A 19058-nucleotide genomic window follows, 5' to 3' on the forward strand; every position below is an offset into this window, starting at 1 on the left:
TGGTGCCATTCATTCTCCTGTTCGACGCCTGTGAAGGCGACACCAAAAGGAAGCTCTATGAGCGAAAAGCTACAGAAAGTGCTGGCGCGTGCCGGCCACGGTTCTCGCCGTGAAATCGAATCTATTATTGAAGCCGGTCGTGTGAGTGTTGATGGCAAAATTGCTAAACTCGGCGATCGCGTTGAAGTTACCCCTGGACTGAAAATCCGTATCGATGGTCATCTTATTTCGGTGCGTGAGTCCGCTGAGCAAATTTGTCGCGTTCTGGCCTATTACAAGCCGGAAGGTGAGTTATGTACCCGTAACGACCCGGAAGGGCGTCCGACAGTGTTTGATCGTCTGCCAAAACTGCGTGGTGCGCGCTGGATTGCCGTAGGTCGTCTCGACGTTAATACCTGTGGTCTGTTGCTGTTCACCACCGACGGTGAACTGGCAAACCGTTTAATGCACCCCAGCCGTGAAGTTGAACGTGAATATGCCGTGCGTGTATTTGGTCAGGTTGACGACGCGAAACTGCGTGATTTGAGTCGCGGTGTGCAGCTGGAAGATGGTCCGGCAGCCTTTAAAACCATCAAGTTCAGCGGCGGCGAAGGGATCAACCAGTGGTACAACGTTACTCTGACCGAAGGCCGTAACCGTGAAGTTCGTCGTTTGTGGGAAGCGGTTGGCGTGCAGGTTAGCCGCCTGATTCGTGTGCGTTACGGTGATATCCCTCTACCGAAAGGTCTGCCACGTGGTGGCTGGACGGAGCTGGATCTCGCCCAGACTAACTATTTGCGTGAGCTGGTGGAACTACCGCCAGAAACCAGTTCTAAAGTTGCCGTAGAAAAAGATCGTCGTCGTATGAAGGCGAATCAAATTCGACGTGCGGTGAAACGTCATAGTCAGGTGAGTGGCGGTCGTCGTTCTGGTGGACGTAATAATAACGGTTAATTTAAGTTAAGTATAAAATAAAGGCCCTCCGGGGCCTTTTCTTCATTTGAAGCATGATAAATAGTCGCAGTATTTTAATTTAATTTCATACTTGCTTATGAATAATACCCGGAAATAGCCACATTACTATTTAATTATCTGAGATAAACTCAACGTCAAGAGGTGGGTTATGATTAGATATAGTGGAATATTTCTATCTCTGTTAATGCTTTCAGGATGTGCAACCGAAGCATTAAAGAATGAACAAGCTGAATCTGTTATTTCTGCGGGTAACAAGGCGGTTGCGGCGAATGCAAGTTTCTTTAAACAATACTATGCTTCTCGTGAAAACTTTCTTGTTAATTTTTATGCGACTAATCCAGAGTGTGCATTGCGGCCTGATTATACCATTGATGTAGGGAACAATCGACAGGGCGAAAGTTTATGCCAACCGCCGGGTCCAATGACAGAAAAAGTACGACTAGCTCCATTTGAAAAAAAGAAATTACTTGCTTCAATGGAAGTCATTAATAGCATGAGTGCTTATGTAGAACTCCTGACTGAAGATATGGCATCGACTGAGAGTCAGCAGGTGGCATTACTTAAACAGGCTCTGGATCACGCAAACAACGCGGAAGCATTACTTGGTGTTTCACCAGGGAAAGATTTAGAGCAATCTGCAGCAGCAGTTAAAGATTTAGTAAATTATTTCAATGAGTTATATATAATAAAAGTCAATTCTGGGAAAATAGGCAAAACGGTAGATAAAAACTGGGCAAGACTTATAAATAATATGAAAGTTTTGCGCAATGATATTTATACAAAAAGCAATAGAATTGAAAAATTCACCTTTGCGAATGTGCATAATAATATGGTTTATTATAATGCCACATCTAAAAATTCAAGGAGTACAGAGTTTAATACTCTGAAAAACAGGAAAGAGTTTCTAAGCTCAGTAATCAATGTGAATGAAACCAGACTACAGGCATCGGCACCAGCTATGCCCGCCATTGAGGCTTTAAATGCCTTTATAGATAAGGGTGATTATCTGAAAAATTTATACACTAATAAAACACGCACAGCGGCTGAACAAAAAAGGTTAAATGAAATATTACGCGCACAAGTAATTAGTGGATTAAAGGCGTCTGAGGGGCTGGCAAAACTACTTCTTGCTAGCGGAATAATGTTATAGGAGGATTTTTATGAACGATGTACAAAATCGTAGAATACTGGCATTACTCGACATGCTGTATAATACCCTGGGCAACAAAACCACATGCAAGGTTTGCCATAAATATTTTATCCTTATCCTCTCGGTTATGAACAACCTGACGATTAACTATGGTACTGAAACCTCACCAGAGTTAAGCGCAATCAGTTATGAAGACGCGAATGCGTTAATTACTGAACTGATATTATTTATTGAAGATGTTGACGCTGAGAATCATGAAGCATATCCGGGACATTTGAGTGAGATTAAACGCATTCTGAATTTCGCTATTGCCGCTTGAATATAATTATGATTAAAGCACCCCAAGAGACGATCTTTTGAGGTGCTTTCACTTAATAATCAATCCCGATTTGCGCCTTAACGCCTGCATCAAACGCATGTTTGACGGGGCGTAATTCACTGACGGTATCTGCCAGCTCAAGTATATCCCGATGACAGCCACGACCCGTGATAATCACCGTTTGCTGATGTGGACGATCATTTAAGGCCTGCATCACTTCTTCCAGTGGCAAATAGTCATACGCCACCATATACGTCAGCTCATCGAGCAAAACCATATCTAGCGAGGAATCAGCCAGCATTCGTTTTGCATGTTGCCAGACTTCGCGGCAGGCGGCGGTATCAGACTCGCGGTTTTGTGTATCCCAGGTAAAGCCGGTTGCCATCACCTGAAACTCGACGCCGTGCGGCTCCAGCAGATTTCGTTCGCCGTTAGGCCAGGTGCCCTTAATAAACTGCACGACGCCCACTTTTTTTCCGTGACCTACCGCGCGCGTTGCCGTACCAAATGCCGCAGTGGTTTTGCCTTTTCCATTGCCAGTAAAAACGATAATAATGCCGCGTTCATCCTGGGCCTGCGCCACACGGGCATCCACTTTTTCTTTAACTCGCTGCTGACGCTGTTGGTAGCGTTCATCACTCATTGGGAAATTCCTGGTTTACGGCCCGGTTGGGCGTCAAAGGTCATGCCGGTTTTACGGCGGCTATCATCGCCCATCAGCCAGAGGTAAAGTGGCATGATATCAGCGGGGGTTTTGAGTTTCTGCGGATCTTCCGTCGGGAAGGCACTGGCACGCATTGCGGTGCGCGTACCTCCTGGATTAATACAGTTAACGCGCAGACGTTGCTGATATTCATCGGCAAGTACCTGCATCATCCCTTCGGTGGCAAATTTCGACACCGCATATGCGCCCCAGTTGGCTCGCCCCTGACGGCCGACGCTTGATGAGGTAAAGACCAGCGAACCAGCGTCCGATTTGAGTAATAAAGGAAGCAGTGCCTGGGTCAGCATAAAGGTGGCATTAACGTTGACCTGCATGACATCCTGCCAGACCTGTGGATTTTGTTCGCTCATCGGGCAAACTTCGCCAAGCAATCCGGCATTATGCAGAACGCCGTCCAGACGCGGATAATTAACGGCAATGCGCTGTGCCAGTTGATGGCAATCTTCGGATGTGCAGGTCAGTAAATCGAGAATAAACCACTGTGGATGACGTCCGGTCTCTTCGAACATACGCTGGGCGACCTGACGTAATTTTTCTTCATTACGACCCAGTAAAATCACTGTCGCGCCATAACGCGCATAAGTCTGAGCGGCTTCACGACCAATGCCGTCGCTGGCGCCGGTTACCAGGATAATACGATCATTGAGTAAATCTTGTTTTGGTTGGTAATGCATGGCTACTCCTCAACGACATCATCAGTCGCGCTGCCAGTGTACTTTATGACTTTGAGGGGTTATGCCTTAAACAGAGGCGCATTTCAATCGGCCTGGGGCGATAACGCCGCAAAATGAATACTTTGTCATACTTTCTCGTCAAGAATATCTCTGCGAGACGGCTTAAGATGCCTGTTGTAAACTGTGAGGCAAAGCGTTGTTTAACCAAGGTGGGACTCGTGGAATTGTTGTCTGAATATGGTTTGTTTTTGGCGAAAATTGTCACTGTTGTTGTGGCGATTGCGGCTGTTGCCGCCATTATTGTCAATGTTGCTCAACGTAATAAACGCCAGCGTGGCGAGTTACGGGTTAACAATCTCAGCGAACAATATAAGGAGATGAAAGAAGAACTGGCAGCAGCGTTGATGGATCCGCATCAGCAAAAGCAGTGGCACAAAGCGCAGAAGAAGAAGCACAAGCAAGAAGCGAAAGCAGCGAAAGCGAAAGCCAAACTGGGCGAGGTGGTGACTGACAGTAAACCCCGAGTCTGGGTACTGGATTTCAAAGGCAGCATGGACGCGCATGAAGTTAACTCGTTACGCGAAGAGATAACCGCAGTACTCGCGGCATTTAAGCCACGGGATCAGGTTGTTTTGCGTCTGGAAAGCCCCGGCGGCATGGTTCATGGTTATGGCCTGGCAGCTTCGCAGTTGCGGCGTCTGCGCGATAAAAACATTCCTTTAACCGTTACGGTAGATAAAGTAGCTGCCAGCGGCGGGTACATGATGGCCTGCGTGGCTGACAAAATTGTTTCCGCGCCGTTTGCCATTGTAGGCTCCATCGGTGTGGTGGCGCAAATGCCCAACTTTAACCGCTTCCTGAAAAGCAAAGATATTGATATTGAACTGCACACCGCCGGGCAATATAAGCGCACGCTGACATTGCTGGGTGAAAATACCGAAGAGGGGCGCGAAAAATTCCGCGAAGAACTGAACGAAACACATCAGCTATTTAAAGATTTTGTAAAACGTATGCGTCCGTCTCTGGATATTGAAGAGGTGGCTACCGGTGAACACTGGTATGGGCAACAGGCGGTAGAGAAAGGCCTGGTTGACGAAATCAACACCAGTGATGAAGTCATTCTTAGCCTGATGGAAGGTCGTGAAGTAGTCAATGTACGTTATATGCAGCGTAAACGGTTGATCGACCGATTCACCGGCAGTGCGGCAGAGAGCGCCGACCGATTGTTGCTACGCTGGTGGCAACGTGGGCAAAAGCCGTTGATGTAAAAGATAAACGCGAGGGTAAAACCTCGCGTTTTGCTTTAATCCACCAGATGGTATTTTTCCGAGAGCACGTGTGCCAGGTGTTTGAACATATTAAACACCGCAGTGCTTTTCGCTGTCGGCAGTCCTTGCTCATCTAAAAAGTAATCGCCGGTGAACACCAGCACGCCATTACGCTGCGTGACGCCGGTGGCTTCAATTCCTGCGAGCGTGTCCTCATGCTCACGAATGATTTTGTTGGCCTCTTTCAACAGCGTTTCGCGGTCGATGGGTTGTGTCTCTTTGTTCATTATTTACTCCTTAAACAAGGACATTAGTCTACGCCAGGCATGGCATACAGACAAATATACCACGCTGGCGTCAGGAGCGCCTTACTGGCAACTTTGGATTTTGCATGCTAATAAAGTTGCGTAACGGATTTTATCAGGTACAGTGTGACGCTTTCGTCAATCTGGCAATAGATTTGCTTGACATTCGACCAAAATTCCGTCGTGCTATAGCGCCTGTAGGCCAAGACCTGTTAACTCAGTCACCGGAATTTTCGTGAACAGAGTCACGACAAGGGGTTGATATCCGCAGAGAGCGAGTCCATATCGGTAACTCGTTGCCAGTGGAAGGTTTATCAATGTGCGACGCATTCCTGGAAGAATCAAATTAGGTAAGGTGAATATGGGTAAAGCTCTTGTCATCGTTGAGTCCCCGGCAAAAGCCAAAACGATCAACAAGTATCTGGGTAGTGACTACGTGGTGAAATCCAGTGTCGGTCACATCCGCGATTTGCCGACCAGTGGCTCAGCTGCTAAAAAGAGTGCCGACTCTACCTCCACCAAAACGGCTAAAAAGCCTAAAAAGGATGAACGTGGCGCTCTCGTCAACCGTATGGGGGTTGACCCGTGGCACAATTGGGAGGCGCACTATGAAGTGTTGCCTGGTAAAGAGAAGGTCGTCTCTGAACTGAAACAACTGGCTGAAAAAGCCGACCACATCTATCTCGCAACCGACCTTGACCGCGAAGGGGAAGCCATTGCATGGCACCTGCGGGAAGTGATTGGGGGTGATGATGCGCGTTATAGCCGAGTGGTGTTTAACGAAATTACTAAAAACGCGATCCGCCAGGCGTTCAACAAACCCGGCGAACTGAATATTGATCGTGTTAATGCCCAGCAGGCGCGTCGCTTTATGGATCGCGTTGTGGGTTATATGGTTTCTCCGCTGCTGTGGAAAAAGATCGCTCGCGGTCTTTCCGCCGGGCGTGTGCAATCCGTAGCGGTTCGCCTGGTGGTTGAGCGTGAGCGTGAAATTAAAGCCTTCGTGCCGGAAGAATTCTGGGAAGTCGATGCCAGCACGACTACGCCATCTGGCGAAGCGTTGGCTTTGCAGGTGACTCATCAGAACGACAAACCGTTCCGCCCGGTCAACAAAGAACAAACTCAGGCTGCGGTGAGTCTGCTGGAAAAAGCCCGCTACAGCGTGCTGGAACGTGAAGACAAACCGACAACCAGTAAACCAGGCGCTCCTTTTATTACCTCTACGCTGCAACAAGCTGCCAGCACCCGTCTTGGTTTTGGCGTGAAAAAAACCATGATGATGGCACAGCGTCTGTATGAAGCAGGCTATATCACTTACATGCGTACCGACTCCACTAACCTGAGTCAGGACGCGGTAAACATGGTTCGCGGTTATATCAGCGATAATTTTGGTAATAAATATCTGCCGGAAAGTCCAAACCAATACGCCAGCAAAGAAAACTCACAGGAAGCGCACGAAGCAATTCGTCCTTCTGACGTCAATGTGATGGCGGAATCGCTGAAAGATATGGAAGCAGATGCGCAGAAGCTGTACCAGTTAATCTGGCGTCAGTTTGTTGCCTGTCAGATGACCCCGGCGAAATATGACTCCACCACGCTGACCGTTGGCGCGGGTGACTTCCGCCTGAAAGCGCGCGGTCGTATTCTGCGTTTCGACGGCTGGACGAAAGTTATGCCAGCTCTGCGTAAAGGCGATGAAGATCGTATTTTACCGGCTGTCGATAAAGGTGACTCCCTGTCGCTTGTTGAACTGACGCCTGCGCAGCACTTTACCAAGCCGCCAGCTCGTTTTAGCGAAGCTTCTCTGGTTAAAGAGCTGGAAAAACGCGGGATCGGTCGTCCGTCTACTTATGCGTCGATCATTTCGACCATTCAGGATCGCGGCTATGTGCGTGTGGAAAACCGTCGCTTCTATGCGGAAAAAATGGGTGAGATCGTTACCGATCGCCTGGAAGAAAATTTCCGCGAGTTAATGAATTACGACTTTACCGCGCAGATGGAAAACAGCCTCGACCAGGTGGCAAATCACGAAGCAGAGTGGAAAGCTGTACTGGATCACTTCTTCTCTGATTTCACTCAGCAGCTTGATAAAGCGGAAAAAGATCCGGAAGAGGGCGGTATGCGCCCGAACCAGATGGTTCTGACCAGCATTGACTGCCCGACCTGTGGTCGAAAAATGGGGATTCGCACCGCCAGCACCGGGGTATTCCTGGGCTGTTCCGGTTATGCGCTGTCGCCGAAAGAGCGTTGCAAAACCACCATCAACCTGGTGCCGGAAAACGAAGTGCTTAACGTGCTGGAAGGCGAAGACGCTGAAACCAACGCGCTGCGCGCCAAACGTCGTTGCCCGAAATGCGGTACAGCGATGGACAGCTATCTCATCGATCCGAAACGTAAGTTGCATGTTTGTGGTAATAATCCAACCTGCGACGGTTATGAGATCGAAGAGGGCGAATTCCGTATTAAAGGTTATGACGGCCCGATCGTTGAGTGTGAAAAATGTGGTTCTGAAATGCACCTGAAAATGGGGCGTTTCGGTAAATACATGGCCTGCACCAATGAAGAGTGTAAAAACACACGTAAGATTTTACGTAACGGTGAAGTCGCGCCGCCGAAAGAAGATCCGGTTCCGCTGCCAGAATTACCGTGCGAAAAATCGGATGCTTATTTCGTGCTGCGTGATGGCGCTGCCGGTGTGTTCTTGGCTGCCAATACTTTCCCGAAATCACGTGAAACGCGTGCGCCGCTGGTGGAAGAGCTTTATCGCTTCCGCGACCGTTTACCAGAAAAATTGCGTTATCTGGCTGATGCGCCACAGCAAGATCCAGAAGGTAATAAGACAATGGTTCGCTTTAGCCGGAAAACCAGGCAGCAATATGTCTCTTCGGAAAAAGACGGAAAGGCAACAGGCTGGTCAGCATTTTATGTTGATGGCAAATGGGTTGAAGGGAAAAAATAACCTTTAATTCTTTCTGGTTTTTTAAAACAAAGGGTCGCAAAAGCGACCCTTTTTTATTGCATATTATTTTATCTCCACACCTATACACTAAAGCTATAAATGATATAGTGGTTATAGTTAGCACCTTTTTTATTATTAAATCGTATTAGTCACCCGTCAGGTGTGACGAAAAAACGATGTTCTGATGGCGTCTAATTGGATGGTTTAACATGAAATTACAACAACTTCGCTATATTGTTGAGGTCGTCAATCATAACCTGAACGTCTCATCAACGGCTGAAGGACTTTACACATCACAACCTGGGATCAGTAAGCAAGTCAGAATGCTGGAAGATGAGCTGGGTATTCAAATTTTTTCCCGTAGCGGCAAGCATTTGACGCAGGTTACTCCAGCCGGGCAGGAAATAATTCGTATCGCTCGTGAAGTTCTGTCGAAAGTTGATGCTATTAAATCGGTCGCCGGAGAACACACCTGGCCAGATAAAGGCTCGCTGTATATCGCCACCACGCATACTCAGGCGCGCTATGCATTACCGAATGTCATCAAAGGTTTCATTGAGCGTTATCCTCGCGTTTCTTTGCATATGCATCAGGGATCGCCGACACAAATCGCCGATGCTGTCTCTAAAGGTAATGCCGATTTCGCTATCGCCACGGAAGCACTTCATTTGTATGAAGATTTGGTGATGCTGCCATGCTATCACTGGAATCGGGCTATTGTGGTGACACCAGACCATCCGCTGGCGGGCAAAAAAGCAATTACCATTGAAGAACTGGCGCAGTATCCGTTGGTGACGTATACCTTCGGTTTTACCGGACGCTCCGAGCTGGATACCGCCTTTAACCGCGCAGGGTTGACGCCGCGTATTGTTTTCACTGCTACCGATGCTGACGTGATTAAAACTTACGTTCGATTAGGGTTGGGTGTAGGGGTGATTGCCAGCATGGCGGTGGATCCGGTTTCGGATCCCGACCTGGTTCGTGTTGATGCGCATGACATTTTCAGTCATAGCACAACCAAAATTGGTTTTCGCCGCAGTACGTTTTTGCGCAGTTATATGTATGATTTCATTCAGCGTTTTGCGCCGCATTTAACTCGCGATGTCGTTGATGCCGCCGTAGCACTGCGTTCCAATGAAGAAATTGAGATCATGTTTAAAGATATCAAATTGCCGGAAAAATAATTACCTGCATTATTTCCGGCACCTTTTATGTTTTCAGGGTGCCGGAATATATCCTCTGTTCTTTCTTATTTGTCCACCGCTCACAATATAATTATCCCTGAAATCTTTATGGTAAATCGGACATAAAGTAGTGTCTAATTACCTGCCTCGCAAATGTCAGTCTTCAAATATCTATTTCAGGTCAAAAGATTGAATTATTCACTGGAGACGATTCGTAAATTAGCTGGATTTTTGGCTAAAGTTTCATTAGGATTTGTCTCATCAATTGATTAATTATACCAATCGTTTAGCGTCTTGCTGATAAGTGATGGCGATTATATGAGGTTAGCAATGCCTTCTGGAAATCAGGAACCTCGCAGGGACCCTGAATTGAAACGCAAAGCCTGGCTTGCGGTATTTCTTGGTTCTGCGCTCTTCTGGGTGCTTGTCGCACTGCTAATTTGGAAAGTGTGGGGGTAAAGCATGGTCGTTCAGGAGCAGCATCAGGTTGCTTTGCCACTATCTCAGCATAGTGACAATGAAACGGAAACGAAACGGGAATGTTCAGTCGTTATTCCAGATGGCTGGAAACTGACGTCGCAACAGCAAGCTTTTATAGAGATGTTTGCTGAAGATGATCAGCAGAAACAATAATTATCATCATTCTTATTATCCGATATATTCGTGAATTAAACGGTTTTTAATACACCACAGCAATAAAAGGTTGAATAATTTCAACAGAAAGTAATAACAAGTGAAGGGTGTAGCCTATGATCATCACAAATATGAAATACTGGTCCTGGATGGGCGCATTTTCTCTGTCGATGCTCTTCTGGGTTGAACTCATCTGGATAGTTGCTCACTAATCTCTGACCTCGCTACGGCGAGGTTTTTCTTTTCTTATCCGCAAGGTTTCCCTCTTTTATCAATTCGGGTTGTTATCAAATCGTTACGCGGTGTTTGTGTTATCTTTAATATTCACCCTGAAGAGAATCAGGGCATCGCAACCCTGTTATTAAGGAGGAGCTATGTCGTCAACCCTACGAGAAGCCAGTAAGGACACTTTGCAGGCCAAAGATAAAACTTACCACTACTACAGCCTGCAGCTTGCTGCCAAATCACTGGGCGATATCACCCGTCTGCCTAAGTCACTCAAAGTTCTGCTCGAAAACCTGCTGCGCTGGCAGGATGGTAACTCGGTTACCGAAGAGGATATCCACGCGCTGGCGGGCTGGTTGAAAAATGCCCATGCTGACCGTGAAATTGCCTACCGTCCGGCAAGAGTGCTGATGCAGGACTTCACCGGCGTGCCCGCTGTCGTTGATCTTGCGGCGATGCGAGAAGCGGTAAAACGTCTCGGTGGCGATACCGCGAAAGTGAATCCGCTCTCACCGGTCGACCTGGTAATTGACCATTCGGTGACCGTCGATCGTTTTGGCGATGATGAAGCATTCGAGGAAAACGTGCGTCTGGAAATGGAGCGAAACCACGAACGTTATGTATTCCTGAAATGGGGGCAGCAGGCGTTCAGTCGTTTTAGCGTCGTGCCACCAGGCACAGGCATTTGCCATCAGGTTAACCTCGAATATCTCGGCAAAGCAGTGTGGAGTGAACTGCAGGACGGTGAATGGATTGCTTATCCGGATACGCTCGTCGGTACTGACTCGCACACTACTATGATCAACGGTCTTGGCGTACTGGGGTGGGGCGTTGGCGGGATCGAAGCGGAAGCCGCAATGTTAGGTCAGCCGGTTTCCATGCTTATCCCGAATGTAGTGGGCTTTAAACTCAGCGGAAAATTACGTGAAGGTATCACCGCCACAGACCTGGTTCTCACCGTTACCCAGATGCTGCGTAAACATGGCGTAGTGGGGAAATTCGTCGAATTTTACGGCGATGGGCTGGATTCGCTGCCGCTGGCAGATCGCGCTACCATTGCCAATATGTCGCCAGAATATGGCGCGACCTGCGGCTTCTTCCCAATCGATGCGGTCACCCTCGATTACATGCGTTTAAGCGGGCGCAGTGAAGATCAGGTCGAACTGGTCGAAAAATATGCTAAAGCGCAGGGCATGTGGCGTAACCCGGGCGATGAACCGATTTTTACCAGTACGTTAGAACTGGACATGAATGACGTTGAAGCGAGTCTGGCGGGACCAAAACGCCCACAGGATCGCGTTGCACTGCCCGATGTACCAAAAGCTTTTGCCGCCAGTAACGAACTGGAAGTGAATGCCACGCATAAAGATCGCCAACCGGTCGATTATGTTATGAACGGACATCAGTATCAGTTGCCTGATGGTGCAGTGGTCATTGCCGCGATAACGTCGTGCACCAACACCTCTAATCCAAGTGTACTGATGGCCGCAGGCTTGCTGGCGAAAAAAGCCGTAACTCTGGGCCTCAAGCGGCAACCGTGGGTCAAAGCGTCGCTGGCACCGGGTTCAAAAGTCGTTTCTGATTATCTGGCAAAAGCGAAACTGACACCGTATCTCGACGAACTGGGGTTTAACCTTGTGGGATACGGTTGTACCACCTGTATTGGTAACTCTGGGCCGCTGCCCGATCCTATCGAAACGGCAATCAAAAAAGGCGATTTAACCGTCGGTGCGGTGCTGTCCGGCAACCGTAACTTTGAAGGCCGTATCCATCCGCTGGTTAAAACTAACTGGCTGGCTTCGCCGCCATTGGTGGTTGCCTATGCGCTGGCGGGCAATATGAATATCAATCTGGCTTCAGAGCCTATCGGTCATGATCGTAAAGGCGATCCGGTATATCTGAAAGATATCTGGCCATCAGCACAAGAAATTGCCCGTGCGGTAGCACAAGTTTCTACAGAAATGTTCCGTAAAGAGTACGCAGAAGTTTTCGAAGGGACAGCTGAGTGGAAAGAAATTAACGTTGTGCGATCCGATACCTACGGATGGCAGGATGATTCGACCTATATTCGGTTATCGCCATTTTTTGATGAGATGCAGGCAATGCCTGCGCCAGTGGAGGATATTCACGGCGCGCGGATACTCGCAATGCTGGGGGATTCGGTCACCACTGACCATATCTCTCCGGCGGGCAGTATTAAGCCCGACAGTCCGGCGGGGCGATATCTACAAGGTCGGGGTGTTGAGCGGAAAGACTTTAACTCCTACGGTTCGCGGCGTGGTAACCATGAAGTGATGATGCGCGGCACGTTTGCCAACATTCGCATTCGTAACGAAATGGTGCCTGGCGTTGAAGGGGGGATGACGCGGCATTTACCTGCCAGCGATGTTGTCTCTATTTACGATGCAGCGATGCGCTATAAGCAGGAGCAAACGCCGCTGGCGGTGATTGCCGGTAAAGAATATGGTTCTGGCTCCAGCCGTGACTGGGCGGCAAAAGGTCCGCGTCTGCTTGGTATCCGGGTGGTTATTGCCGAATCGTTTGAACGTATTCACCGCTCGAATTTAATTGGCATGGGCATTCTGCCGCTGGAATTTCCGCAAGGCGTGACGCGTAAAACATTAGGGCTGACCGGGGAAGAGAAGATTGATATTAGCGATCTGCAAAATCTACAACCCGGCGCAACGGTTCCAGTGACGCTAACGCGAGCTGATGGTAGTCAGGAAGTTGTGCCGTGCCGTTGTCGTATCGACACTGCGACGGAATTAACCTATTACCAGAACGACGGGATTTTGCATTATGTCATCCGTAATATGTTGAAGTAACGAGTATTTGCTTGCCGGAAGTCAGATAACCGGCAAGCAAATTAACTTCACAACGCAAGTGGGTTATTTGTTCAACAGATGACCCATTTTCTCGGCTTTGGTATCGAGATAATGTTCGTTATTGGGGTTACGACCAACAATCAACGGCACGCGTTCAACAATATTAATCCCGGCTTCGGTCAGAATTTCGACTTTTTTCGGGTTGTTGGTTAACAAACGGACTTCATTGACACCAAGGAGTTTGAACATATCAGCGCAAAGAGTGAAGTCGCGCTCATCTGCAGCGAAGCCTAACTGGTGGTTAGCCTCTACGGTGTCGTAGCCTTGATCCTGCAATGCGTAAGCGCGAATTTTATTCAGCAGACCAATGTTACGACCTTCCTGGCGGTGATACAGCAAAATACCACGGCCTTCTTCGGCGATTTGTGTCAGCGCCGCTTCCAGCTGGAAGCCACAATCGCAGCGCAAGCTGAACAGGGCGTCACCGGTCAGACATTCGGAATGGACGCGCGCAAGTACCGGGGTATGCCCGGAAATATCGCCATAGACTAGCGCGACATGATCGTGTCCGGTTGCCAGTTCTTCAAATCCCACCATCAGGAAATCGCCCCATGGGGTTGGCAGTTTGGCTTCTGCCACACGTTTAAGCTGCATGAAATTCTCCAGATAATGCTGGTTCTGTATTGGCTTATTTTGCCATAACGAGAAGGGGTTCACCTAATCACGACGCGTCGATCGTTCACGGAATGGCACAAATCTGTCAATTTTTCCAGGTCAGGGCATTTTCAGTTATGATTGTGAGACTTATAAGAAAGGAGAGACCATGCGTTCGATTGCCAGACGTACCGCAGTTGGAGCTGCACTATTACTTATCATGCCTGTAGCGGTATGGATTTCTGGCTGGCGTTGGCAACCAGGAGAGCAAAATGGGTTGTTAAAAGCGGCCTTTTGGGTCACTGAAATCGTCACTCAGCCCTGGGGCGTCATTACGCATCTGATTTTATTCGGTTGGTTTCTCTGGTGTCTGCGCTTTCGTATCAAAGCTGCAATTATGTTGTTTGCCATACTGGCAGCGGCGATCCTTGTCGGGCAAGCGGTAAAATCCTGGATTAAAGACAAAGTTCAGGAGCCGCGCCCGTTTGTTATCTGGCTGGAAAAAACACATCATATTCCGGTTGATGAGTTCTACACTTTAAAGCGTGCGGAGCGCGGAAATTTAGTGAAAGAACAGTTGGCTGAAGAGAAAAATATCCCGCAATATTTGCGTTCTCATTGGCAGAAAGAGACCGGTTTTGCCTTTCCTTCTGGTCACACAATGTTTGCTGCCAGTTGGGCTCTGCTGGCCGTTGGGCTGTTATGGCCGCGTCGGCGAACCGTAACCATTGCACTCTTGCTGGTTTGGGCAACGGGAGTCATGGGAAGCCGCCTGCTGCTTGGGATGCATTGGCCGCGCGATCTGGTGGTGGCTACGTTGATTTCGTGGGCGCTGGTCGCGGTAGCAACCTGGCTTGCGCAACGTATTTGTGGGCCATTAACACCACCACCGGAAGAAAATCGTGAGATAGCGCAACGAGAACAAGAAAGTTAATACTGGTTGAATTTCCGAATTTAACCCTCAAATCATCAACAATGATTGTGGCTACCATTTCGCAGACGTCGTGAAAATGGTAATTTAAAGGGCTATTGCGGTAAATTGACCATAATTTATTCGCTCTAACCACATAACGGGAAGTAATGTGAAATATTTACTCATTTTCTTACTGGTGTTAGCGATTTTTGTGATTTCCGTCACATTGGGTGCGCAAAATGATCAACAGGTAACGTTTAATTATCTGTTAGCGCAAGGGGAGTATCGTATCTCCACATTGCTCGCTGTATTGTTTGCTGCGGGTTTTGCTATTGGTTGGTTGATTTGTGGCCTTTTCTGGCTGCGAGTTCGTGTTTCTCTGGTACGCGCTGAACGTAAAATAAAGCGACTGGAAAACCAGCTTTCACCTGCGACTGGCGTGGCGGTAGCGCCTGATTCGTCAGTGGCGAAGGAATAACTTTCTATGCTGGAGTTGTTGTTTCTGCTCTTGCCTGTAGCCGCTGCCTATGGCTGGTATATGGGCCGCAGAAGTGCGCAACAAAACAAGCAAGATGAAGCCAACCGCCTGTCACGTGATTACGTAGCAGGTGTTAACTTCCTGCTTAGTAATCAACAGGATAAAGCGGTTGATCTGTTCCTCGATATGCTCAAAGAGGACACCGGCACCGTTGAAGCCCACCTTACGCTCGGAAACCTGTTCCGTTCGCGTGGCGAAGTCGATCGCGCGATTCGTATTCATCAAACCTTAATGGAAAGTGCCTCGTTGACCTATGAGCAACGCTTGCTGGCAATTCAGCAACTGGGTCGTGATTACATGGCGGCGGGTTTATACGATCGTGCGGAAGATATGTTTAATCAACTGACCGATGAAACGGACTTCCGTGTTGGCGCATTGCAACAGCTGTTACAAATCTATCAGTCCACCAGTGAATGGCAGAAAGCAATTGATGTTGCAGAACGCCTGGTGAAGCTGGGCAAAGATAAGCAACGCGTTGAGATCGCCCATTTCTACTGTGAACTGGCGCTCCAGCACATGGCCAGCGATGATCTTGATCGCGCTATGACTTTGTTGAAAAAAGGGGCTGCGGCAGACAAAAACAGCGCCCGCGTATCCATCATGATGGGACGTGTGTTTATGGCGAAAGGAGAATACGCCAAAGCGGTCGAAAGCCTGCAACGCGTCATTTCCCAGGACAGAGAACTGGTCAGCGAAACGCTGGAAATGCTGCAAACCTGCTATCAGCAACTGGGTAAAACTGCCGAATGGGCAGAGTTCCTGCAGCGCGCGGTGGAAGAGAATACCGGTGCCGATGCTGAATTGATGCTTGCAGACATTATCGAAGCGCGCGACGGCAGTGATGCCGCACAGGTCTATATTACGCGCCAGCTACAACGTCACCCGACCATGCGCGTGTTCCACAAGTTAATGGATTACCACCTGAATGAAGCAGAAGAAGGGCGCGCTAAAGAGAGCCTGATGGTGCTGCGTGACATGGTAGGTGAGAAGGTGCGTAGTAAACCGCGTTATCGTTGCCAGAAGTGTGGTTTTACTGCATATACGCTCTACTGGCATTGCCCGTCATGTCGGGCGTGGTCAACCATTAAACCTATTCGCGGCCTTGATGGCCTGTAATTTTTAAAAAAATCCAGCTTTAGTTACAACATCCTAATGGTTGTTCCCACATTTTGCTTCGGCAACTCCAGTGTAAAAAAGCCTGGCAGGGGAAAAATCGCAACTGTTAATTTTTTATTTCCACGGGTAGAATGCACGCCGTTTACCTGTTTCGCGCCACTTCCGGTGCCCATCATCAAGAAGGTCTGGTCATGACGTTAACTGCTTCATCTTCTTCCCGCGCTGTTACGGATTCTCCTGTCGTTGTTGCCCTTGATTACCATAATCGTGACGCCGCGCTGGCATTTGTCGACAAGATCGACCCACGTGATTGTCGTCTGAAAGTCGGCAAAGAGATGTTTACGCTGTTTGGGCCGCAGTTTGTGCATGAACTGCAACATCGTGGTTTTGATATTTTCCTCGATCTGAAATTTCACGACATTCCCAACACCGCAGCGCACGCTGTGGCTGCAGCGGCTGACTTAGGCGTGTGGATGGTTAACGTTCATGCCTCCGGTGGGGCTCGTATGATGACCGCAGCGCGTGAGGCTCTGGTTCCGTTTGGTAAAGATGCACCGTTATTAATTGCCGTGACTGTATTGACCAGCATGGAAGCCAGTGACCTGACCGATCTTGGCGTGACACTGTCACCAGCGGATTATGCAGAACGTCTGGCGGCATTGACGCAAAAATGTGGGCTTGATGGTGTGGTGTGTTCTGCTCAGGAAGCTGTGCGTTTTAAACAGGTATTCGGCCAGGAGTTCAAACTGGTTACGCCGGGCATTCGTCCGCAGGGGAGTGACGCTGGTGACCAGCGCCGCATTATGACGCCAGAACAGGCGTTGGTGGCTGGAGTTGATTATATGGTGATTGGTCGCCCGGTAACGCAATCGGCAGATCCAGCGCAAACGCTGAAAGCGATCAACGCCTCATTACAACGGAGTGCATGATGAGTGATTCCAATAGCCGTCTGGTTTACTCAACGGAAACCGGACGTATTGATGAGCCAAAAGCGGCCCCTGTACGCCCTAAAGGCGACGGCGTGGTGCGCATTCAACGTCAAACCAGTGGACGTAAAGGAAAGGGCGTTTGCCTGATCACTGGAGTCGATCTCGATGATGCAGAACTGACAAAACTGGCGGCGGAGCTGAAGAAAAAATGCGGCTGCGGTGGAGCAGTAAAAGACGGAATTATCGAAATCCAGGGAGATAAGCGTGATTTATTAAAATCACTCCTTGAAGCGAAAGGAATGAAAGTAAAACTCGCTGGCGGTTAACAAAAAAGCCACGGAAATATTCCGTGGCTTTCGTTTATTTTACTGTGTGTACTATTCAGTTATTTCGTAATGAACAGAGTCAAGCGTATTATAATTGCGAGTCGCTTATCGACATTTATTTACGATTATTTACCGACCTGGTGACCGATAATACCACCAACTGCTGCACCACCTAATGTACCCAGCGTGCTGCCATCAGTCAGTACTGCACCACCTAAAGCCCCTGCACCCGCACCGATTGCGGTGTTACGGTCTCGTTTTGACCAATTAGAACAGGCGCTTAGAGACATTGCCAGTGTAATTGCCAGAACAGCTGCGGTCATTTTTTTGCTCGTTACAAACATAATACTCTCTCCTGAATTTATGATTCACGGAAGTAAGCTCTCTATAACTATAATAGTTCAGAATACGCCTGGTAAAATAACTCCGTGAAATCTTCTCGCGCGCAGGGTTATATCACGCAGGTGATAGTGACTTCCTGTTATATCGCTGATAATAAGTTTATAACTTTAGGATGTTAATAACAGGTAAATAGTCTTAATTATCAACCAGGAATCATCTTAGAGCGGATGATTTGCGTCAGGGCAAACCATCCGTAGGGAGGGAAAGTGATTATATGTCAACGACGTGAACGATTAATTTACTGTGTTCCAAAAGCATCATATCGCTGGCGCGAATCTTCGAATCGGTTATAACACGTTTGATTCTCTCCACAGGACCGATGGAGTAAGAGTGTACGGCACCAAACTTAGAACTGTCAGTCAGGACTATGGTTTCGCATTCTTTTTCCAGCACGGCATTGACCACATCGGTACGCATCATGTCGCGACCTGTAAATCCAGTTTCAGGTTGCCAGCCATCGATACCAATAAATGCCTTACTGAAATGCACCTGTTGGATGCACTGACGTGTCAGTGGCCCAACCATACTTTCGCTTTTTTTCTGGTACACGCCGCCAAGTAAAATGACTTCACAAGGCGCGTCTTTCAGTAAATGCGCTATATAGCTGCTGACCGTAATGATGGTGACATTTTTCTTCTGCTCACCTAATGTGCGAGCCAGAAGGGCGTTACTGCTACCATTCTCGATAAAGATGGTTTCACCCGGTTGAACCAGTGAGGCGGCAAACTCGGCGAGTTCACGCTTCAGCGTATAATTACTCATCATACGGGTTTCGACGTCATCACTATCAAGCGAAACTGCAAAGCCATGTGCACGGCGTAGATAGCTAAGTTTTTCGAGGGTGTTGAGATCCTGGCGAATGGTAACTTCGGAAACTCCAGTGGCTTTCGCCAGATCGGTTACGCTAACCTGACCCTGCTCAATGACCATCTGTAGAATAGTTTGTTGTCGGGAATTCAT

The 19058-nt window shown here is 48.4% G+C and carries 21 protein-coding genes; 15 read left to right on the forward strand and 6 right to left on the reverse strand.

The window, feature by feature from the left end:
• The first annotated feature begins 57 nt into the window (after positions 1-57).
• The 3 genes from rluB (at position 58) to HEN21_RS10275 (ending at position 2423) form a co-directional block, all read left to right on the forward strand.
• A complete protein-coding gene (rluB, locus tag HEN21_RS10265; RefSeq protein WP_001291217.1) occupies positions 58-933 on the forward strand; it encodes a 23S rRNA pseudouridine(2605) synthase RluB in 876 nt (291 codons plus the stop codon).
• Between the two features lie 169 nt (positions 934-1102).
• On the forward strand, positions 1103-2104 hold the full coding sequence (locus tag HEN21_RS10270) for a hypothetical protein (protein ID WP_176251878.1): 1002 nt from the start codon (positions 1103-1105) through the stop codon (positions 2102-2104).
• Positions 2105-2114: 10 nt separating this feature from the next.
• Positions 2115-2423 carry a hypothetical protein gene (locus HEN21_RS10275; protein WP_001000708.1) on the forward strand — a complete coding sequence of 103 codons (309 nt, stop codon included), beginning with the start codon at positions 2115-2117 and terminating at the stop codon, positions 2421-2423.
• A gap of 52 nt (positions 2424-2475) precedes the next feature.
• Here the strand turns inward: HEN21_RS10275 and cobO are convergent, their stop codons facing one another.
• On the reverse strand, positions 2476-3066 hold the full coding sequence (cobO, locus tag HEN21_RS10280; protein WP_001278900.1) for a cob(I)yrinic acid a,c-diamide adenosyltransferase: 591 nt from the start codon (positions 3064-3066) through the stop codon (positions 2476-2478).
• Complete coding sequence (locus tag HEN21_RS10285; RefSeq protein WP_000559298.1) at positions 3063-3821, reverse strand: YciK family oxidoreductase; 759 nt, start codon at positions 3819-3821, stop codon at positions 3063-3065. The genes cobO and HEN21_RS10285 overlap by 4 nt, the downstream gene beginning before the upstream one ends.
• A 218-nt stretch (positions 3822-4039) precedes the next feature.
• Between HEN21_RS10285 and sohB the strand changes: the two genes are divergently transcribed.
• Positions 4040-5089 (forward strand): protease SohB, encoded by a 1050-nt coding sequence (gene sohB, locus HEN21_RS10290; RefSeq protein WP_000422075.1) that lies wholly within the window; start codon positions 4040-4042, stop codon positions 5087-5089.
• A gap of 35 nt (positions 5090-5124) precedes the next feature.
• On the opposite strand, the gene HEN21_RS10295 is transcribed toward sohB, so the two are convergent.
• Positions 5125-5376, reverse strand: coding sequence for a YciN family protein (locus tag HEN21_RS10295; RefSeq protein WP_001031530.1), 252 nt, complete (start codon positions 5374-5376; stop codon positions 5125-5127).
• Between the two features lie 379 nt (positions 5377-5755).
• Here HEN21_RS10295 and topA point away from each other — a divergent pair, with 379 nt between their 5' ends.
• From topA to acnA, 6 genes are all read left to right on the forward strand, one after another.
• Positions 5756-8353 carry a type I DNA topoisomerase gene (gene topA, locus HEN21_RS10300; RefSeq protein ID WP_021550866.1) on the forward strand — a complete coding sequence of 866 codons (2598 nt, stop codon included), beginning with the start codon at positions 5756-5758 and terminating at the stop codon, positions 8351-8353.
• Positions 8354-8562: 209 nt separating this feature from the next.
• Positions 8563-9537, forward strand: a complete 975-nt coding sequence (gene cysB / locus HEN21_RS10305; protein ID WP_000776255.1) for an HTH-type transcriptional regulator CysB — start codon at positions 8563-8565, stop codon at positions 9535-9537.
• Between the two features lie 318 nt (positions 9538-9855).
• Entirely contained in the window at positions 9856-9996 is a 141-nt protein-coding gene (locus HEN21_RS10310) for a YmiA family putative membrane protein (protein ID WP_001234284.1), read from the forward strand.
• A gap of 3 nt (positions 9997-9999) precedes the next feature.
• A complete protein-coding gene (gene yciX, locus HEN21_RS10315; protein WP_000261430.1) occupies positions 10000-10170 on the forward strand; it encodes a protein YciX in 171 nt (56 codons plus the stop codon).
• Between the two features lie 116 nt (positions 10171-10286).
• The gene (gene ymiC, locus HEN21_RS10320; protein WP_176251877.1) at positions 10287-10382 is read left to right on the forward strand and encodes a small membrane protein YmiC; all 96 of its coding nucleotides are present in this window, start codon (positions 10287-10289) and stop codon (positions 10380-10382) included.
• A 162-nt stretch (positions 10383-10544) separates the two neighbouring features.
• Complete coding sequence (acnA, locus tag HEN21_RS10325) at positions 10545-13220, forward strand: aconitate hydratase AcnA (protein ID WP_176251876.1); 2676 nt, start codon at positions 10545-10547, stop codon at positions 13218-13220.
• A gap of 63 nt (positions 13221-13283) precedes the next feature.
• On the opposite strand, the gene ribA is transcribed toward acnA, so the two are convergent.
• Positions 13284-13874, reverse strand: a complete 591-nt coding sequence (gene ribA, locus HEN21_RS10330) for a GTP cyclohydrolase II (RefSeq protein WP_001176295.1) — start codon at positions 13872-13874, stop codon at positions 13284-13286.
• Positions 13875-14043: 169 nt separating this feature from the next.
• On the opposite strand from ribA, the gene pgpB reads away from it, so the two are divergent.
• The 5 genes from pgpB (at position 14044) to yciH (ending at position 17696) form a co-directional block, all read left to right on the forward strand.
• Positions 14044-14808 (forward strand): phosphatidylglycerophosphatase B, encoded by a 765-nt coding sequence (gene pgpB, locus HEN21_RS10335; protein WP_176251875.1) that lies wholly within the window; start codon positions 14044-14046, stop codon positions 14806-14808.
• Positions 14809-14956: 148 nt separating this feature from the next.
• Positions 14957-15265, forward strand: a complete 309-nt coding sequence (gene lapA, locus HEN21_RS10340) for a lipopolysaccharide assembly protein LapA (RefSeq protein WP_000876294.1) — start codon at positions 14957-14959, stop codon at positions 15263-15265.
• A gap of 6 nt (positions 15266-15271) precedes the next feature.
• Positions 15272-16441 (forward strand): lipopolysaccharide assembly protein LapB, encoded by a 1170-nt coding sequence (lapB, locus tag HEN21_RS10345; protein ID WP_000891364.1) that lies wholly within the window; start codon positions 15272-15274, stop codon positions 16439-16441.
• Positions 16442-16632: 191 nt separating this feature from the next.
• On the forward strand, positions 16633-17370 hold the full coding sequence (gene pyrF, locus HEN21_RS10350) for an orotidine-5'-phosphate decarboxylase (RefSeq protein ID WP_000176254.1): 738 nt from the start codon (positions 16633-16635) through the stop codon (positions 17368-17370).
• Entirely contained in the window at positions 17370-17696 is a 327-nt protein-coding gene (gene yciH, locus HEN21_RS10355; protein WP_001353236.1) for a stress response translation initiation inhibitor YciH, read from the forward strand. Before pyrF ends, yciH begins: the two co-directional genes overlap by 1 nt.
• A 125-nt stretch (positions 17697-17821) precedes the next feature.
• Here yciH and osmB read toward each other — a convergent pair whose 3' ends face one another.
• Positions 17822-18040 (reverse strand): osmotically-inducible lipoprotein OsmB, encoded by a 219-nt coding sequence (gene osmB / locus HEN21_RS10360; RefSeq protein WP_000498252.1) that lies wholly within the window; start codon positions 18038-18040, stop codon positions 17822-17824.
• A 268-nt stretch (positions 18041-18308) separates the two neighbouring features.
• Positions 18309-19058 carry a DNA-binding transcriptional regulator YciT gene (gene yciT / locus HEN21_RS10365; RefSeq protein WP_001088634.1) on the reverse strand — a complete coding sequence of 250 codons (750 nt, stop codon included), beginning with the start codon at positions 19056-19058 and terminating at the stop codon, positions 18309-18311.

Origin of the sequence: Escherichia sp. 93.1518, assembly GCF_013368915.2 — a bacterium.
GTDB classification, from domain to species: domain Bacteria; phylum Pseudomonadota; class Gammaproteobacteria; order Enterobacterales; family Enterobacteriaceae; genus Escherichia; species Escherichia ruysiae.

Excerpts from the sequence above, each read along its gene's own strand:
- cobO (WP_001278900.1), bottom strand. The coding sequence starts at position 3,066 with ATGAGTGATGAACGCTACCAACAGCGTCAGCAGCGAGTTAAAGAAAAA.
- HEN21_RS10275 (WP_001000708.1), top strand. The coding sequence starts at position 2,115 with ATGAACGATGTACAAAATCGTAGAATACTGGCATTACTCGACATGCTG.
- topA (WP_021550866.1), top strand. The coding sequence starts at position 5,756 with ATGGGTAAAGCTCTTGTCATCGTTGAGTCCCCGGCAAAAGCCAAAACG.
- pyrF (WP_000176254.1), top strand. The coding sequence starts at position 16,633 with ATGACGTTAACTGCTTCATCTTCTTCCCGCGCTGTTACGGATTCTCCT.
- yciX (WP_000261430.1), top strand. The coding sequence starts at position 10,000 with ATGGTCGTTCAGGAGCAGCATCAGGTTGCTTTGCCACTATCTCAGCAT.
- rluB (WP_001291217.1), top strand. The coding sequence starts at position 58 with ATGAGCGAAAAGCTACAGAAAGTGCTGGCGCGTGCCGGCCACGGTTCT.
- HEN21_RS10310 (WP_001234284.1), top strand. The coding sequence starts at position 9,856 with ATGAGGTTAGCAATGCCTTCTGGAAATCAGGAACCTCGCAGGGACCCT.
- pgpB (WP_176251875.1), top strand. The coding sequence starts at position 14,044 with ATGCGTTCGATTGCCAGACGTACCGCAGTTGGAGCTGCACTATTACTT.
- ymiC (WP_176251877.1), top strand. The coding sequence starts at position 10,287 with ATGATCATCACAAATATGAAATACTGGTCCTGGATGGGCGCATTTTCT.
- lapB (WP_000891364.1), top strand. The coding sequence starts at position 15,272 with ATGCTGGAGTTGTTGTTTCTGCTCTTGCCTGTAGCCGCTGCCTATGGC.
- acnA (WP_176251876.1), top strand. The coding sequence starts at position 10,545 with ATGTCGTCAACCCTACGAGAAGCCAGTAAGGACACTTTGCAGGCCAAA.
- HEN21_RS10285 (WP_000559298.1), bottom strand. The coding sequence starts at position 3,821 with ATGCATTACCAACCAAAACAAGATTTACTCAATGATCGTATTATCCTG.
- yciT (WP_001088634.1), bottom strand. The coding sequence starts at position 19,058 with ATGAATTCCCGACAACAAACTATTCTACAGATGGTCATTGAGCAGGGT.
- cysB (WP_000776255.1), top strand. The coding sequence starts at position 8,563 with ATGAAATTACAACAACTTCGCTATATTGTTGAGGTCGTCAATCATAAC.
- yciH (WP_001353236.1), top strand. The coding sequence starts at position 17,370 with ATGAGTGATTCCAATAGCCGTCTGGTTTACTCAACGGAAACCGGACGT.
- ribA (WP_001176295.1), bottom strand. The coding sequence starts at position 13,874 with ATGCAGCTTAAACGTGTGGCAGAAGCCAAACTGCCAACCCCATGGGGC.
- HEN21_RS10295 (WP_001031530.1), bottom strand. The coding sequence starts at position 5,376 with ATGAACAAAGAGACACAACCCATCGACCGCGAAACGCTGTTGAAAGAG.
- osmB (WP_000498252.1), bottom strand. The coding sequence starts at position 18,040 with ATGTTTGTAACGAGCAAAAAAATGACCGCAGCTGTTCTGGCAATTACA.
- HEN21_RS10270 (WP_176251878.1), top strand. The coding sequence starts at position 1,103 with ATGATTAGATATAGTGGAATATTTCTATCTCTGTTAATGCTTTCAGGA.